Annotated in this window: 10 protein-coding genes and 2 pseudogenes; 6 read left to right on the top strand and 6 right to left on the bottom strand. The window is 48.0% G+C overall.

Annotated features, from left to right (window positions below; all coding sequences use genetic code 11):
• The coding region (locus CALK_RS11065; protein ID WP_034638091.1) for a hypothetical protein at positions 1-2195 on the bottom strand (2195 nt) is incomplete at its 3' end.
• A gap of 568 nt (positions 2196-2763) precedes the next feature.
• On the opposite strand from CALK_RS11065, the gene CALK_RS11060 reads away from it, so the two are divergent.
• The 4 genes from CALK_RS11060 to CALK_RS11045 all read left to right on the top strand — a co-directional run bounded on the left by CALK_RS11060 (position 2764) and on the right by CALK_RS11045 (position 9429).
• Positions 2764-5172 carry a hypothetical protein gene (locus tag CALK_RS11060; RefSeq protein WP_022637758.1) on the top strand — a complete coding sequence of 803 codons (2409 nt, stop codon included), beginning with the start codon at positions 2764-2766 and terminating at the stop codon, positions 5170-5172.
• A 126-nt stretch (positions 5173-5298) separates the two neighbouring features.
• Positions 5299-8001, top strand: a complete 2703-nt coding sequence (locus CALK_RS11055) for a fused MFS/spermidine synthase (protein ID WP_162146742.1) — start codon at positions 5299-5301, stop codon at positions 7999-8001.
• A 10-nt stretch (positions 8002-8011) separates the two neighbouring features.
• The gene (locus tag CALK_RS11050; protein WP_022637756.1) at positions 8012-8338 is read left to right on the top strand and encodes a hypothetical protein; all 327 of its coding nucleotides are present in this window, start codon (positions 8012-8014) and stop codon (positions 8336-8338) included.
• Positions 8302-9429, top strand: a complete 1128-nt coding sequence (locus CALK_RS11045; protein WP_022637755.1) for a S41 family peptidase — start codon at positions 8302-8304, stop codon at positions 9427-9429. Before CALK_RS11050 ends, CALK_RS11045 begins: the two co-directional genes overlap by 37 nt.
• Positions 9430-9507: 78 nt before the next feature.
• Here the strand turns inward: CALK_RS11045 and CALK_RS11040 are convergent, their stop codons facing one another.
• Genes CALK_RS11040 through argA form a run of 3 tightly spaced genes read right to left on the bottom strand, consistent with a single transcriptional unit; the run spans position 9508 to position 12818 of the window.
• Positions 9508-10371 (bottom strand): aldose epimerase family protein, encoded by an 864-nt coding sequence (locus tag CALK_RS11040; protein ID WP_022637754.1) that lies wholly within the window; start codon positions 10369-10371, stop codon positions 9508-9510.
• Positions 10372-10383: 12 nt separating this feature from the next.
• Positions 10384-11466: a tRNA-queuosine alpha-mannosyltransferase domain-containing protein gene (locus CALK_RS11035; RefSeq protein ID WP_022637753.1), complete on the bottom strand. Its 1083-nt coding sequence runs from the start codon at positions 11464-11466 to the stop codon at positions 10384-10386.
• Positions 11466-12818, bottom strand: coding sequence for an amino-acid N-acetyltransferase (argA, locus tag CALK_RS11030; protein WP_022637752.1), 1353 nt, complete (start codon positions 12816-12818; stop codon positions 11466-11468). Before argA ends, CALK_RS11035 begins: the two co-directional genes overlap by 1 nt.
• Before the next feature lie 136 nt (positions 12819-12954).
• On the opposite strand from argA, the pseudogene CALK_RS13305 reads away from it, so the two are divergent.
• Positions 12955-13395: pseudogene (locus CALK_RS13305) on the top strand (ACP phosphodiesterase); the annotation flags it as partial.
• A 49-nt stretch (positions 13396-13444) separates the two neighbouring features.
• On the opposite strand, the gene CALK_RS13300 reads toward CALK_RS13305, so the two are convergent.
• Positions 13445-14140 (bottom strand): endonuclease III domain-containing protein, encoded by a 696-nt coding sequence (locus tag CALK_RS13300; RefSeq protein ID WP_022637750.1) that lies wholly within the window; start codon positions 14138-14140, stop codon positions 13445-13447.
• Positions 14137-15018 (bottom strand): annotated as a pseudogene (metF, locus tag CALK_RS11020) (methylenetetrahydrofolate reductase [NAD(P)H]). The gene CALK_RS13300 and the pseudogene metF overlap by 4 nt, the downstream one beginning before the upstream one ends.
• A gap of 372 nt (positions 15019-15390) precedes the next feature.
• On the opposite strand from metF, the gene CALK_RS11015 reads away from it, so the two are divergent.
• On the top strand, positions 15391-15792 hold a 402-nt coding region (locus CALK_RS11015), incomplete at its 3' end, for a hypothetical protein (protein ID WP_034638087.1).

The raw sequence follows: 15792 nt of genomic DNA, 5'->3' as shown, positions 1-15792 counted from the left end.
TTGTCCATCTGACGTGGTCTTCTTCTTGGTGATCCATTGGGGCACCACTCTTCGTTGATTGTATGATACTTCACTGCGAGAGAGTCAACTGGCTCATCAAGAGATACAATTACCGTAATCTCGTCCCAATAGCGCTCGTCAAGGTCGGGGCGATTGAGTTCAGTAGAAAGGGTGTAATTGTCCCCATTGCGCGATACCGTTGCTGACTCAGTGGCATTGGCCGTAATTCTGTACTTCACTGCTTCGGTGGGAGTGAAAACGGTCAAGCGACGATCATCAATACGTTCCTGTACATACTCATAGTGGCGTCGAAGCTGGTTGACGGTAATACCGCCCCACCATCCACCTTTACCGGCAGCTACAGTATTAACAGGCCAGAACTCCGGGCGATCATCGTTATACCACTCACCATCGGGAATATCTGCAACCGCATGGAGCTCACGAATCATATATCCACGCTGAGAGATGATGGAGTCAACCATCTCATTGGCACCCATGAGTACGTGGGGGTTGTTCGGGTAGATAAACTCTTCCCCTGCGGAGTTCACTGTCCAGTCATTCCGTGTAATAAAGAAGGCATCGAAGTCGATACGGAAGGGGTGGAAGAAGTCACCGGGTGTTGGCACACCTGATTTAGCACCACCACGAGCAGTTGTATACCCTGCTTGATACAGAGAGTCGTGAGTAACCTCTGAGTAGATATCAAAGGGGTAGCCGTAATGTGCATCCCGACGTCCACGTCTAAAGTATTCACCACTATTCTCTACACGGCTCCATACGTTTTCATCAATTGCTTCTTTTGCTTGACGAATGTTGAGGTCAAACTCATCAGCAGTCCATCCGCGACGTACCCATACTCGAGCAAGAAACCCGGGAGAACCGAGGTCAACAGCACTTACCTGTCCACCAGGGCCAATGGATTCACCCGCATCTTCATCCCACGTGGTTTCCATGTAATACCCGTTGTAGTAGTTAGGGTATTCATTAATGAGGTCTGGTAGTTCAAACCATCCAACGTCGGTTGAAATAAGATACCCTTCTTGTGAAGGCGCATCGGGGTCATAGCCGTTCGTATATACGACATATACTTCATGGCCTGTTTCTTCAAGGGTGATTTTTTCCACACGATCGTCGATAATACGGATTTCACGTACTGCACCAGATTCAGTTGAGGGCTTGAGACCCGTCCAGTACACATCTGCGTCAATCTCTACGAAATCATTGTAAAATGTTGCCCAAGCACCGTCATTTGTCCAGTCGCTGGAAGAGTTTCCAAGAACGAGCGGAGTTTGCGCGTTTCCTTGATCTGTGGTAGCATCAGGGTCAATTGTTCCTGTATAGGGCGTTTCCCAATCAATATCAAAGGGAGTGTTACGAGGAGAAAACTGAGGATCATCTGTATAATCAGAACCTTCCCCGCGAACGTTCCATGTACCGACAACTTCTAAACCACGAATTGCTTCAGGAATTGCCGGATCGTGTTCAGGAACTGTGGTGTTTGGACGAAACCAGTGCCACTCATCGGCGGCTGAGCTGTGGTCCATGGAGTGGTTAAAAAGCTCATGACCTTGCATCACCATTTCAACGGCATAATCCCACTCGCGCTGGTTCATTTCACCAACGAACACACCCCAAGCCTGTTTAATTTCCGGAAAATCCTGTGCCATTTCAATAGCAGGCTTCACGGAAAGATCAAGGGGCATGGCACCAATGTCGTCATGGGTAAAGGCGTATGCACCTTCTGCCCCATCGCGCCATGTAGGTATGGCCGCATCAAGGCCACTCATGCTGTTTTCAAGATCATTATTCCAGCCGGTCCACTGGTAGTCAACAGTACCATCGTTAATGGCAGAGGCGGAGTTGATTAATACCCATGGAGAGGTTCCGCCACCGGGAGCGAATTGTCCAGGCTCATCATCCGCACCTGATGCGTAAAATTTCGCCCACCACCAGAGATCCTGTCCTTCGAATTCTCCATGCTGGACTGTATCACCTTGGTTAATTGTAAAGTCACCACCATACTCAGCATCAGGGCTCCATTCACCACGGTTTGAAAACCCTGTACGGAGATTTCCCCGTGGTCCTGTGGGACCATACTGTAGAAGGGCGTTTGTTTGACTTGGTAAATGCGCAAGCACAAAGGATGCTGCAAATAGCAGTAATACCAAGACCTTGCTCTTGTGTAGAATAGCCATAAACCATTCCTCCATCTAAATAAAGTTAAAACTGTACTCATCAATAATTTATACAAAGAACAGTAAAATGCTCAAAAAAATATAAATAATTGCCTCGTTTTTTGTTCACTCCCTCTGTGCTAGTAGGGAAAAGTGTAAAAAGCGAATGAAAAGGTGTGTTTTTTACAGACTTGTTTCCAGCACCCCCCTTTTAATAAGGGTTTGTATCATTTTTTAAAGAGTTTGTAAAAGGCGAGTTGTTGCTCTTGTTTGGTTTGCATTTGTCACAGGAAAGTTTGCAGTTGTCGTGCTTTTGAACTCTTTTCTTGTATTTTGTTCATTATGGCACATGTTGCCTTTGTGTGGTGGTGAGCGTAAAAAGAGGCTTTCTCTGTGTATACTGAACAATAAGTTGGTTTTGAGCCTTGAAGATGTTTATGGGGTTTTCTTTTTGTAAGGTCTTTGTAAAAACGTGAAAATAGGTGTGTTACGACACTTGTTTGTTTCTGCACTATATTTTTGGGTAAAAACACAAGGAGGTTCGGAGTATCTTCGAAGGGAGAGTTTTATAACCTTCTAAGGAGGATGTATGAGCAGATCAGTACGATCGTTACGTATTGCCGAGGTAGGATTGGCTATTGTCGGTATTGTCGCAGTAAGCTTTGCGTGCTATCAGGCATTGCAGCAGGTTCCAGTGCAAGATTGGCGCCCGCCGAGTGAGTCAAATAATTTACGCAGTAATTGGCAGAGTCCTCAAGAATGGGATCCAGAGGTTGCGTATGAGGGAAGTTACCGAGAAGGTGCTGGTGATACGGTAATATATGGTGAGTTCAATGGTGAGCCCCTAATGTGGTATGCGAAATGGTGGACAGAGGGAGAAGAGCCTGGTGAGTTTGCTGAACGGGGAGGAACATCGGCATGGACCTTGATCAATTCCTTTGAAGCAAATCGTGGTGGTACGTTCCAATGGACCGGGTGGAACAACGATTTAGAAAATAGTATGTCCCCTCTTGAGGCGGTGGTTCCCACGTGGCGTGACGGTGCTGAAGGGGCTTATTCTCTAATTCACGATGATATTGGTGCCCTGGGGTACAAGGCGTGTATAGAGCCAGCCATAGAAGTGCTCAAGGAATTTCCTACGATCAAAACCGCTTGGGGGGTTTTTGTGGAGCCCGCAGACGAAACAGATTGGGAGGCCATGCGGTGGCTTACTCGTCATGGGCATGAGATGGTAAATCACTCCTATGATCATACTAACGCGGCGGAGCAATGGATGTGGTTTATGCCTGGAGATACTCTTCCCTCACAAGATCCATGGCTTCCCGAAGAGCTTGAAGGTCTTGTGGTTGCCCCGCTCTGGCCCGATGCGGCAGATGATGGGGAGCCAATTTGGCCAAATCCAGAGACCTACACAGTTGAAAATGAGGTGGTGAGCATTACTTTTACGGAAGATCAGTCGTACTGGACTGGCTATGATCCACAGTCTGGGTTATCCGCAGAAGATGTGGACATACAGCCACAGCCTGGAGCTGAAAAGGTGTATATTACCGTTCCTGATGAGACAATCCTTTATCCGTCAACACGTGGCGGCGGTGAAGATACTATTATGTCGGTGTATGTTAAATATGACTATCGAGATGAGTCTGGCCGCGGGGAAAACCGTGGATATATTGCACCAACCGGAGCAAACTGGATGGAGACGAGCTGGTTGGAAGATAATTTTCCAGAACGCATTAATTCCACTGTGGAGAATGATCAAGGGCGACCCGGCTGGGTCTGCATGCTGCAGCTCACCCGTCCCTGGGGTGACAACCTTTCAGATCCGCAAGTGTATTCAAATGTTGTAACCAGTAAAGAAATTGTTGACTCCATGGTATATGACTATATCTTGGAACATGATGGCGGTTTTGGCCCATATTTTGCCCCGAATAAATCTGTTGAATACTATGTATACCCCTTTGATTCCTATTCAGAGACAAGTCATGGATGGTTGGAAGAAGCAGGGTATGTTGGTGCACGGGGTGGTGCTAAGTCTGGTGAAGCTATGTATGGAGATTTCTTCCATCCCTATGCAATCGACTACGATGCCTTTTATATCAATAACGGAGATACTTCAGACGTTATTAATAATGATGGAAACAACCCGCACCAGCTTCTTACCCTTGACGGAATGGTAGACAATATCCTTGAAAATAATGGGTATATGATTCGTGAGCTGCACTCCGTAAACAAAGTAGATGATTGGAATGAAATTAATAATCCTGCTGTCGGTGGCTGGTGGGGTGGTCTTCCTCAAGAGCTGTATCGTGATCATTTAGCGTGGTTAACTGACCTTGTGGAAGAAAATCGTCTTGCCGTGGAAACCCCCACGGAAGTTGTAAAGTATCGTATGGTAGCCAATGCAATTTCTTCTGTAGATCTATCCCGAGATGCAGAGGCGTACCGTTTGGCGGTTACCTTTGAAGATATTGATGACAAGTACAAGGATGAGATCTCTGTAATTGTAAAACTAGAGGAGGGTGTCGAGAACCTTGCCGTAGAGTATTATGACGGTGAGCAATCACTTGCTGGTGCTACATGGCCGGCGAATCCACGGATTGCTCCACGTAAATTGAATACTGCCGGAACAGCTTGGTCAGTGAGTGTGAACCCCTATTTAGGAGATGCAAAACTTCTTCCTGGACAAGAGCACCCTGATCCAGATGGTCCTAAGACGTCGATCATTGCAGATAGTGATCGCGCAGGATCTGTGAGTTCTACGAAATTTCGCGGTGTTGAGCAAGGAGCTCTCGCGTTCAATCTTCCCGAAGGCGATTTTACTGCCAATATCTATAGTGCTTCCGGGCGTATCGTTGAGACCCGTGACGTTCGTTCCCTTGGTGGAGAACATCGTATCTATCTTACCTCGATGAGCCTTTCTCAAGGTGTCTACTTTGTACAGCTTATCGATCAAAGAGAGAACTCCGTGGCATTAACCTCGCGTTTTCTTCGTAATTAACCAATTGGGAGAGCCTCTTTGAGGCTCTCCTTTTAAAGGGGATTCTATCGTATGTTTTTACCGTTGCTGCTCTTTGTGTTCCTTTCCGGTGTACTTCATATATCGTATCAACTTACATGGATCCATATGTCATCTCTCTTATTTGGGTCAACGCTCTTTTCCTTTGGCGTAATAACGGCCCTGTCCTTTGTTGGATTTTCCCTTGGGAGTCATCATTTTGGGAACCAGGGCAGTAGGACAAAAAATCCCCTTGGTGTGTATGGTCGCATTGAACTGGTAATTGCGGGGTGGGCCTTAGCCTCACCCCTGATCTACGGTATGATGGAGTACCTTTTTACCTTCGTATATACGGCGGTATCAGAAATGCCCGTGGTTTTACGGGGGGCTCAATCTCTTCTTATGGCGGGCTGTATTCTTATTCCAGCTTTCTGTATGGGCGGAGTGGTACCCCTTTCTGTTGCATATGGGAGCAGAAAACATTCAACGCGCCATGCCGTCGCTCTTATTTCTGGGCTTCATGCCCTTGGTGGCTTTTGCGGGGTCTTTCTTACGGCGGGAGTATTTTTGCCAACCCTGGGTGTTGGGTATCTTTTTCTGCTGTGCGGGGTGGTGCATCTTGCCTTTGTATTCATGCTTCTTCGTCGCGATACCCCATCTGCTCCTGTGGCGCCTCGAGGTTATTTTGGTAATGAAAATCATGCTGTGTCTGGGCCCCCCCTCCTCTTACTCGCCGTATTTTTTATTTTGGGGATTGTGGGAATTACCTCAGAGGTTCTCTGGGTTCGTTTCATGGATATTCTCATACAGAATAGTGTCTATACGTACGCCACGGTTATGGCAGTTGCTATTCTTGGCTTTAGTGCGGGAAATATGGCGTCCCTCCTTTTCCAAAAGAAGATGGGGTTTCGCGGTCTCAGTATTCTCCTTATGCTTCTTGCCCTATACCATGGGAGCTTTCTTTTTCTTCCGCCGGAGATGATTCTCCCCTTTACAACAGAGCAATCTCTCTTTTCACTCATATGGCTCTCCTTTCTGCTTTTTTTTATGCCCACCTGTGTCATGGGGTTGTCCTTCCCCGTGGCAGTAGCTCTCTACACACAAAGAAACGGGGGGCAGGCAGGGGTCGCTACGGGACGAATTCTTGCTGCTGATTCTCTGGGCACGGTGGTGGGAGTATTGGGGGCTGGAGGTGTTTTCCTTGCTCTCTGGGGGGTGCGCGGTCTTACACAGGGTGCCTTAGTTCTTTCTATGGGCGCAGCCCTGCTGTGCGTGGTTGGAATACATCCTTCCCGGAGAATCTTTACGGGGGGAGTCTTTATTCTCGTGCTTTCCTTTCTTATATATATACATCAGCAGTGGGAGACAGCCCTGCCCCATGGGTATGTTGATACTCATGGGGGGCGTTTGACCGCTCTGTACGAAAGCCCCCACTCCCTTATGTCAGTGATTGATTACCGCGGGGGAAACCGCGAACTGTACAGTAATAATCTATGGCAAGGTGAGAAACAGAAAAATCGACAAATCATGGCGGCCCATGTACCCATGATTCTTGCACAGGATGCACGAAAAATTGCTCTGGTTGGAACAGGAGTTGGGCAAACAGCTCAACGGTTTCTCTATTACCCCGTTGACTCTCTGTATTGTATTGATATTGAACAGGACATAGAGCATATTATCACAACCCATTTTCCCAGATCATGGGCCGCCGATGATCGGGTCCGTTTTTTCAGTGAGGATGGACGGAGCTTTTTCCGGCATCGGCGGCGCACCTTCGACCTCATCTCTCTTGAGGCCGGACAGGTGTTTCGTCCAGGGGTTGCTCATTTGTATACTCGGGAATTTTATGAAGATCTCTATACAAGTCTCAACGAGGGAGGAGTGGTTTCACAGTTTATTCCCTTAGCCTCCTTTAATTACGAGTACTATCAACGGGTTATACAGAGTTTTATTGAGGTGTTTCCCCATGCGGTTTTGTGGTATAATGATGCGGAATTTCTCTTAGTTGGACGAAAAGGCGGAGCTTTTACGAATGTGGAGTCATCTTTTAAAGAAACCGTAGAGCGCATACCCATGGTATTTCGTGATCTTGCCTACTCTCACTACGGTGGTCCCGCGGTCTATCTTAACCAGAAAGAGCCCTTTTTTGCAGGGTTTTTGGCAGGGCCGGAGGAACTTGCTGCGATTGCAGGGGATGTTCCCGTACTACGCGATCGTCGCCCTGAATTGGCCTACTATACCGGGCGTAATCAGCAACACCCCTTCTACCTTGACTCAATACAGGCACATCTTGCCCCGCCCCAGAGCCTTCTTGGCGAGATGGATGTGGCTGCCACTACCCGTATCGAGAGATATCGTCAGATAAATTTACAAGAAATAATCGCAAACATCCTGTACATAACATATACTCAAACAGGGGATATGAGTATGCTGGAGGCGGCTTACAGGGCCAACCCCTTAAACATGACCATACTCACAACCCGTATTGAACAGGCCCTTGAAGCAGAGGAGTTTGGGCGTCTTGCAAAGTATTACCAAAACGCCTTGGAGACTGCCCCTGAGAACCTTCAGTTTTTATATATGCGGGCCGTTTCGTTGCATCGCAATGGAGACTACCAGGAGGCTCTGGATGCCTATGAAAGGACCTTGGCTGTAGATGAATCCCACGTATCGGCATGGAATAATGCAGGGGTTATCCTTGAGCAGATGGGTGAGTATGAACGTGCTCGTTCGTATTATCGTCAAGCCATATCAACTGAGCCGGGCTACCGAGATGCGCGGGTCAATCTTTCACGCTTGCAGAGAAAAATGGTGGCCGAAGAAGAGTCGTAGGAGAGTCCTCATGGCCGTAGTTGTTGTGCTTGCTCTTGTGCTCAGCAGCTGCAGCCTTTCCGAGCCCACTGCGCCAAGTCGTAGTGCTGAAACTCTGTCAGCTGTGTATAGCCTTGTACGAGATAGGGCTCTCTTTGCCAATCGCCTGGACCCACCCGATATGTATAGCTCTCCCGGAGCCCTCTGCTATGCGCTTCATGACACCTTACATGGAAGTACATACAGTTTTTTCATAGAGCCCTACGAGCGGGAATCCTATTTGAATCGTTTTACCCCCCTTCACCAGAGCCTCACTTTTCCATGCGCCTGGGTGTTTTTGAAGATACGCTCTATGTGAAAGAGGTGTTTCCAGACGGTCCTGCAGCAGCTGTGGGGCTTCAGCCCTATGACCGAATTCTTGCGATAGACAGTATTCCACTTCGGGGAAGGTATGATCTATACACTCTTCTTACACAGAGCAGCGGAACATATCTCTTTGAGATACTGCGGGATGAACGCAGGACCTATGAAATAGCTACCACAACCTCCTCTCTTCCTCCTGTATATGGTACATTTCTTGATTCCTCCCTTGCATATATCTATATCTCCTCCTTCTTACACGGCAATGACGGAATGAATGATCGTTCCTCCGATGCGCTGTGGAACGCCTTGGAAGCCACCGATGATGCATCGGTTACGCTTCTGGATCTTCGCGATAATCCCGGCGGATATGTAGCAGAGCTTCGTCGCATGGCCGCGTTTTTTTTGGCACCACAGGACACCCTGGTGTTGAAAGAGTTTCGCCAGTCTCCGACAAGGGTTGATCTGGAACCACTTTTTCCTGATCCAGAAGAGAAACGATCTGTCGCCTCAGAACGCACGTTTATCCTTTTGGTTAATGAACACACCGCCTCTGCTGCTGAGCTTTTTACCGCTGCTCTTCGTCATTCCCGAGGGTGTTTGGTTGTGGGAGAGCAGACCTATGGGAAAGCTCTTGGACAGACGTATTGGGAAATTATGGGCGAGGAGGGGGAGATCTATGGGATGGTCCAATTAAGTATTGAGTCGTATATAACTGCTGAAGAGAAACTTTTTCTCGGGACAGGGATTACCCCCGATGTTCCTGTGGAAAACAGGAGTGATGTCTTGGGGGATGCGCAACTCTATGCGGCAATAGAAGAGTCGGGATATGGCGCAGCCGAGCCACTCCCATCCCGTACAACCCACCGGCCTATGGAGCAGGAAACGGTGTTTCGAAAACGGTATGTTAACCCTGAGGCGGTCTTGGCATATCCTCCGTATCAGCTCTCTGTACCACGGGGAGAGCCCGTCTATTCCCCGGCAACTGCTCCAAGGGAGGTTTCCAATCTTCCCCTGGTGTTCACTTCCATGTGTCTATTCATTGGTATGGGAGTGGTTTGGGCGTGTCAGTGTCGGGGAGCTCTATAGTATGCCCCCCGTGCTGAGTTTCGTGTCATAGTATGCCTGCGAAATTCCCCAAGGGGGAGCAACGAGCCATGTGACTTCTTAGGACTGGTTCTTCTTGAGAATAACCGTGGTGGTAAAGGTTTCTTTGGGGTGGAGCTTAATCGCCTCATGGGTAAGCAGTGCATCTTCTTCAAAGGCTGGCTCAACGCAGATGTAGGGAGCATCAATCGTATCACGCCAGATGGTCATACGATTAAATTTTTTCATATCTGCGGAAAGCTGGAGTGTGTAGGCATCTGTTCCGGGGGTAATAGTGGTATGTTCAAGGCCATGCCCGATAAGGTGAAGGTCAGGAGTCTTCGCAATTCGAATAGTACGATGGGTCGGCCGGTGTTCCACCACGTCGATATCGTCACAGTCTGCAAGGGAAACTGTATTAAATGCCTTTTTACTATTATTACCGTGGTCGGCATCGGTGGTAATGTACACTGCTTCGGGGTCTTCCACGCGCAGGTACGGATGCACTCCCGGGGCAATTTCCATTACCTTTGTATCTCTGTTTGTTAGGTAGAAGGTCATTTTAATCCCGTGAGGTATTGGTTCATAATGAGCAATAAAGGTAAAGTCATACGGATACATGCGAAGTGTCTCTTCGGAGGCGTTTAGGGTACAGAGCAGACACTGTTTTTCCTCTGTTATGGTAAATTCACAATCACGAAAGAACCCATGCTGGCCCAGGGGGTATTCCTTTCCATCGAGGGGGAGTTTGCCCGTGGATAAGGGGCCGAAAAAAGGAAGGCAGAGAGGGATACCGCTATGCTTGATATCCTGTGGATCATAATGGAGTAAGGGGATGTTATCAACTTCCACCTGGAGAATTTTTCCTCCGAGACTGTCCACGTGAAAACGAACATTCTTTCGTGTATATTCATAGGTTTGTACACCTGCACCGATAATACTCATATAAGCCGTCCTTTATTTGAGAAGTTGGTCGTATTGCGAGATAATATGTTTCCAGTCATAGGGGGCTGCGAATCTTCGTAGATGGGGCAGCGCGTTTCTCTTTAATATACTATGGGATATTTTCTCAAACAGATCATCTTCATTTTTATAAAAATATTCTTCATTCTGCTCTTTGTTAAAAAGAGATGGATAGGTAAGGCGATCTGGCAAAAAAGGAATCGCCCGACAATATACCGCTTCCATGATACTAATACCGAAAAAATCTTGTGTGCTGGTCACGGGAAGATGGGTCGCCTGGTGAAGAAGTTGGGCATACCGGGCAAAGCTTTTTGCATAGCCGAAATGTATGAGTCGCGGGCCAAGCAGCTCAGGGAGAGATGAAAAAGCCCCGGAAAGCCCATGACCAGCCTGTTCTCCGGCCACGATGACATTGAAATCAAGGCCGTGGTGGTAGAGACGCTCAACCAAGCGAACAAAGGCGTGAGGATTTTTATCGGGTTCCCAGCGATGATTCCACAAAAGAGTTGCTTTTTCGGGTTTTGTCTCTTTATGTTGATCAAAGCGGGAGAGGTGTATTCCAATGGGGAGCACCATACTTTTTTCATAGAGTTCATTCGGGTCATAGGTATAAGTGTCTGGAAAACGCCGGAAGAATGACGTGAGTCCTTGTAGCAGGGAATCTCTATTGTAGACAGAATTAAAGAACACCTTGTCCGCAGCCAAGGCGGAGGTATAGTTTTTGAGAATATAGTGCATGTCTGTTCCGCGTTGCTTTTCTCGGTCCTTGGGTGACCACGGATAGGCAAGCTGATTCTCATGAAAATAGTAGTAACAGGGGATATGGGCAGACTTCTTACGGGTTAAGGCGAGAAATAGGGGCAGGTCGAGCATACTTGTTGCAATAATACGATCAAACTGTTTGGGAGAATCCATGAACTGTTTTGCCAGGATGGCCGCCCCTGTGTTCATGCGACTTTTCCAGAATATCCCCGGTAGGTGAAATATATCAATGGGGTTTTTGCTCAGTTTCTGCGACTGTTGTGCCCAGGTTTTATGTGATCCGGTAAAAAATGGTTCTATGAGGGCTATGTTCATCAGCGCCGTTGCCTTGGTGCAGAGAGTTCTTTTATGAGAATACGGGAACTTCTTCCATGGTTGTAGGACGCTGCTTTCTCCGCAGGCAGGTCGGCAAGATGTGCCTCGGTAAATCCGAGGTTGAGAAACCAGTCAATCGTTTGTGTTGTGAGGAGAAATACCCGTGGTGCTCTCTGTGCTTCTGCTCGCGCAGTAAGGTAGGATAGTAACTGCTTTCCCGTGCCCAAAGAGGCGTAACTCTTATCTACGGCAACACTGTATATTTCGTAGCTTCCGTCAGAGTATTTTCGCAACGCGCCGCATCCGTGGAGGGTTTTATCGATCTCATAGACGTAATACTCAGATAGGGCATTCTGAATATCTTCATAACTGCGATGCAGAAGAATCCCCTCTTTTATGAGGGGGGCGGTAATTCGCAGGATATCGGCAATATCCGTATGCTGGGCAGGACGGATATTCTCATGGAGATCACGGTGGATCATTGTGCCAGCCCCACGGTTTGAAAAGATTTCCTGTAAGAGAACACCGTCATCGCAGCCATGAATCAGATGTACCCGTTTTACGCCCTTTTTGCTGGCGCGCGAGGCGTAGGTGAGCAGTTCCATGTTGGTATCATACACACCTTTGTGTGTGTTGAGAGAGATAAAGGGTTCTATTTGGTCTGTGGATAGGCTGGAAATTCGTCCTGCTTCGTCTGTTTCCATATCGGGAAGAAGCTTGTAGGTGCTGCTGCTGATGGGGGGGGCATCCGTAAGAAAAAAGAGCTTTTCGCTTTTTACGGCACAGCTGATTTCATAGGCTAGTTCGTTCGATGAGATATTGTAGGGATGGCCTGAAAGACTCCAACCGATGTTGGGAATGATGGGGATTACTTCATCCTCGAGGACATTCTGCAATGCAGGCCCGTCTATTTTGTCAATAGTGCCGGTGCATTGGTAGTCAATGCCCTGAGAGACGCCGAGGCTTCGTGCGCGCACCCAGTTGCCAATCACGGCATTTTCCTTGTTTTCTGCAAGAAGCGTCATAAGCCGGTTTGACACATCAAAGGCGGCCATTTTTACAAAGGGAATTGCCTCTGGGGTGGAGATTCGTCGCCCTCCTACGGTGGCACAGGAGATGTTAAAATGGGAAAGTATTTGGTCGATACGCTGTTTTGCTCCCGGAACAAGAATAATCTGTATGCCTGCTGTATGAAGCAGAACAATATCTCGAAGGAGAACGGGAAAGGAGTCTTCGTTTTGAATGAGGGAGCTGTCAATCTTAATAACAAAGGTTGCTCCACGAAACTCGCGTATGTACCCGAAGGTTTGGCGAATGCTGTCCACCTGGTCTTGAAGTTGATCGTTATTCATACTGCGTATCCTTTTCTTTTGGGTAAAATATATTTCCCATGGGAGGGGTACTAATTTTTTATGAGAGGAATCGGGCGTGAATATATTCGGGCATTTAGTTATTTCTCCGGGGTGTCTCTCCTTTGCCTTGGGAAATATGCTCTGCGATGCCGTGCGGAGTAGACCGGGGACAGAGGTGGCGGATATGTTTCTTCGCGGCATGGAGTGCCACCGCAGCATAGATCGTTTTACCGATACTCACAGGGATGTGCGAAAGATGGTTGCACTCTTAGACCCCTTTCATCGGCAGTATGGACGAGTTATTGTGGATGTCTTGCTCGATTATTTTCTATGGAATCACTGGAATGCACTTTTTCCGGGAACACCGGATCGGGTGGTTCGCCAGCTGTGGCAAAGTTATGAGCGGTATGGGGAAGTTCTTCCCGAGCAGGCTGAATCATTTCTCTCCATACTTCATCGGCACGACGTTCTAGAGCGGAGTGGCACTGTTTCAGGAGTCGAGCAGGCCCTCCTTCGGCTCCAGCGTCGGGCTCATCCCCGGCGACGGAAGTATATTGCCCCTGATCGTGCAGTTCGTATTCTTCATGAAGAGCGGGATGCGCTGGGGAAGTACAGCCTCTCTTTTTTTACAGAGCTCCATCATCTGATGTGTCAGAAGTATGATATGGAATTATTTGCCTCAGGGGATCAGCCGTTCTGTGTTTCCCCCGATAATACCGCTTGCCATGGGCAACCAAGAGGGCGTGATACTCATTGTACACTCGTACATCTCGGGGGATCTCAGCCATAATGATGCCTTGGACGGCTTGGTATGAGGCATGGGAAGGTATGGCTCCATATGCAGAGAGTATTCTGCGGGTGTATGCATCGACGATAAAGAAGGGTTCGCCGTAGGCATAGAGAAGTATTGTATCAGCTGTTTCCGGACCGACACCGCGAAGGGAGAGGAGGTCTGTGCGGGTGGGGCAGGCCATGCCAATACTTTGAAAGAAGCACAGGAGGGTGTAGAGGTATTCATATTTTTGGTTGTAATACCCTGCAGGGCGAATACATTGCTGTATGTCACGAGGTGGAGTTTTGAGAAATGTTGCTGCAGAGCGAATGCCACTGCGGCGCAGGGCGTGCACCGCTTTTTGTGCATTATCCCATGTGGTGTTTTGAGTAAGTATGGCGCCACAGAGGGTTTCAAAGCGTTCTTCCTCCCTCTGTGGCGGGGTATAATCTCCCGGATGATAGGCGTTCTCCGGACAGCGGGACACCAAGGGCCACCACCCCTGCTGGCCGTAGGTTTCAAGAAGGGCTTTGTAGAGATCGTGTATCACGTATTGAGCTGGTCGGAGTCTACAATGCCGATGGAAGAGCAGATCCGTTGAATCTGTTCTGCCTTATTCAAGGTGTAAAAATGAATGCCCTTTACTCCTTCCTCAAGGAGGTCATTTACCTGCTCTGCTGCCCAGTGAATACCAATATTTTCAACATATTCCTCTGAACGATGAATTGATTTAAGCAGTTTTGCCGGAATACGTGATCCCAAGGCAAGTTCCGAAATTTTGCGCATATTTGCCAGGGAGGTAATGGGCATAAGCCCTGCGAGGATTGGCACGGTAATGCCCGCAAGTTCACAGCGTTCACGGAAGTCGTAGAAGTCGCGATTGTCAAAAAAGAGTTGCGTACAAATGTAGTCTGCCCCGGCATCAACTTTTCGTTTCAGATACTCAATCTCCTTAAGCCGATTGGGACATGCAGGATGCCCCTCGGGAAACCCTGCGACCCCAATGCCCATGTGGGGAAACTCTTGGCGGATAAATGCCACCAACTCTTCAGCATAGGCAAAACCATCCTGAGCGGGGATAAAGTTTGCACCACCGTGCGGTGGATCGCCGCGGAGGGCGAGAATGTTTTCTATTCCGCTCTGTGAGTAGTCTTGAAGGAGTTCGCGAATCTCCTGTCGACTATGTCCGACGCAGGTAAGGTGAGACACAACAGAAAGATTGGTTTTTTTCTGTATCTCGCAGACAAGGTCGTGGGTTTTGCTCCGTGTTGTTCCACCGGCGCCATAGGTGACACTGACGTGATCTGGGTTAAAGTCCTGTAACTGGGTGATGGTGTTGAACAACTTGGTAAATCCCCGATCTGTTTTCGGCGGAAAAACTCAAAGCTGAGGGTGGTTTTTTTGTTTCAAAATTTCAGATATATGCATAGGTTCCTTCCAGATCAGTACGGTCTCTTTGAGCAAATATACGTTTTTTCCTGCAGAAAAGCGCTCCTTGAGAAAATGTAACGGAAGAGGTGTCTTTTTGTAACCGCTCGTAGAATTTTCTGTGAATAAAATTTTCAGAACGGATATTTTTTCAGCAGAGGGAGAATATTCTGTGTAAATTAATGGTGACAATTTCTCAATTAAACTTGTGGGAGGGTTTAATGAATTTTCGGTATATGCACCTATTTCGGTGTGTCCGGTATTTTTTTAATTCCGTACTATTCCTGAGTATAGAAGCACGAGGTCCTTCGGTCTCGGTATAAACCTGTGTTTTCTGCAACTTCTATAATTACTGGAATAAGGATGGTTTTTATGAAAAAAAGAGCGGTACTACAGTCTGTTTTCTGTGTTTTATTTCTCTCGGTATCTGTGTTGATGGGTACTGAAATACATGTGTCTTCCTTGGTACGCGGTTCGACTCCGCCGCCAGAGCTTCGTACGAGTGGTGGGGGTTCACTTGCCAAAGAGCGGGCTCTTCTTCTTCACCAGGCGGAGGTTGATACGAGTGGGCTCAGTCCAGCAGGTGTTGTGGGGCGGTATTCTCAGACCTTTGGTGATGACGAGATAGAAGTACATCACATAGAGGTATCTCGTGAGGGAGCTCAGTTTCTTCACTTAGTCCCCCATGGAGATGGGCCTGTTCGGGTGACCATGTCGTGGGAGGATGAATCTCGTGAGCTTGATGCTCGTATGGTCTCAGCCTCATCAGTATCT

Source organism: Chitinivibrio alkaliphilus ACht1 (assembly GCF_000474745.1).
Lineage (GTDB): Bacteria > Fibrobacterota > Chitinivibrionia > Chitinivibrionales > Chitinivibrionaceae > Chitinivibrio > Chitinivibrio alkaliphilus.
This window is presented reverse-complemented; position numbering and strand designations above follow the sequence as displayed.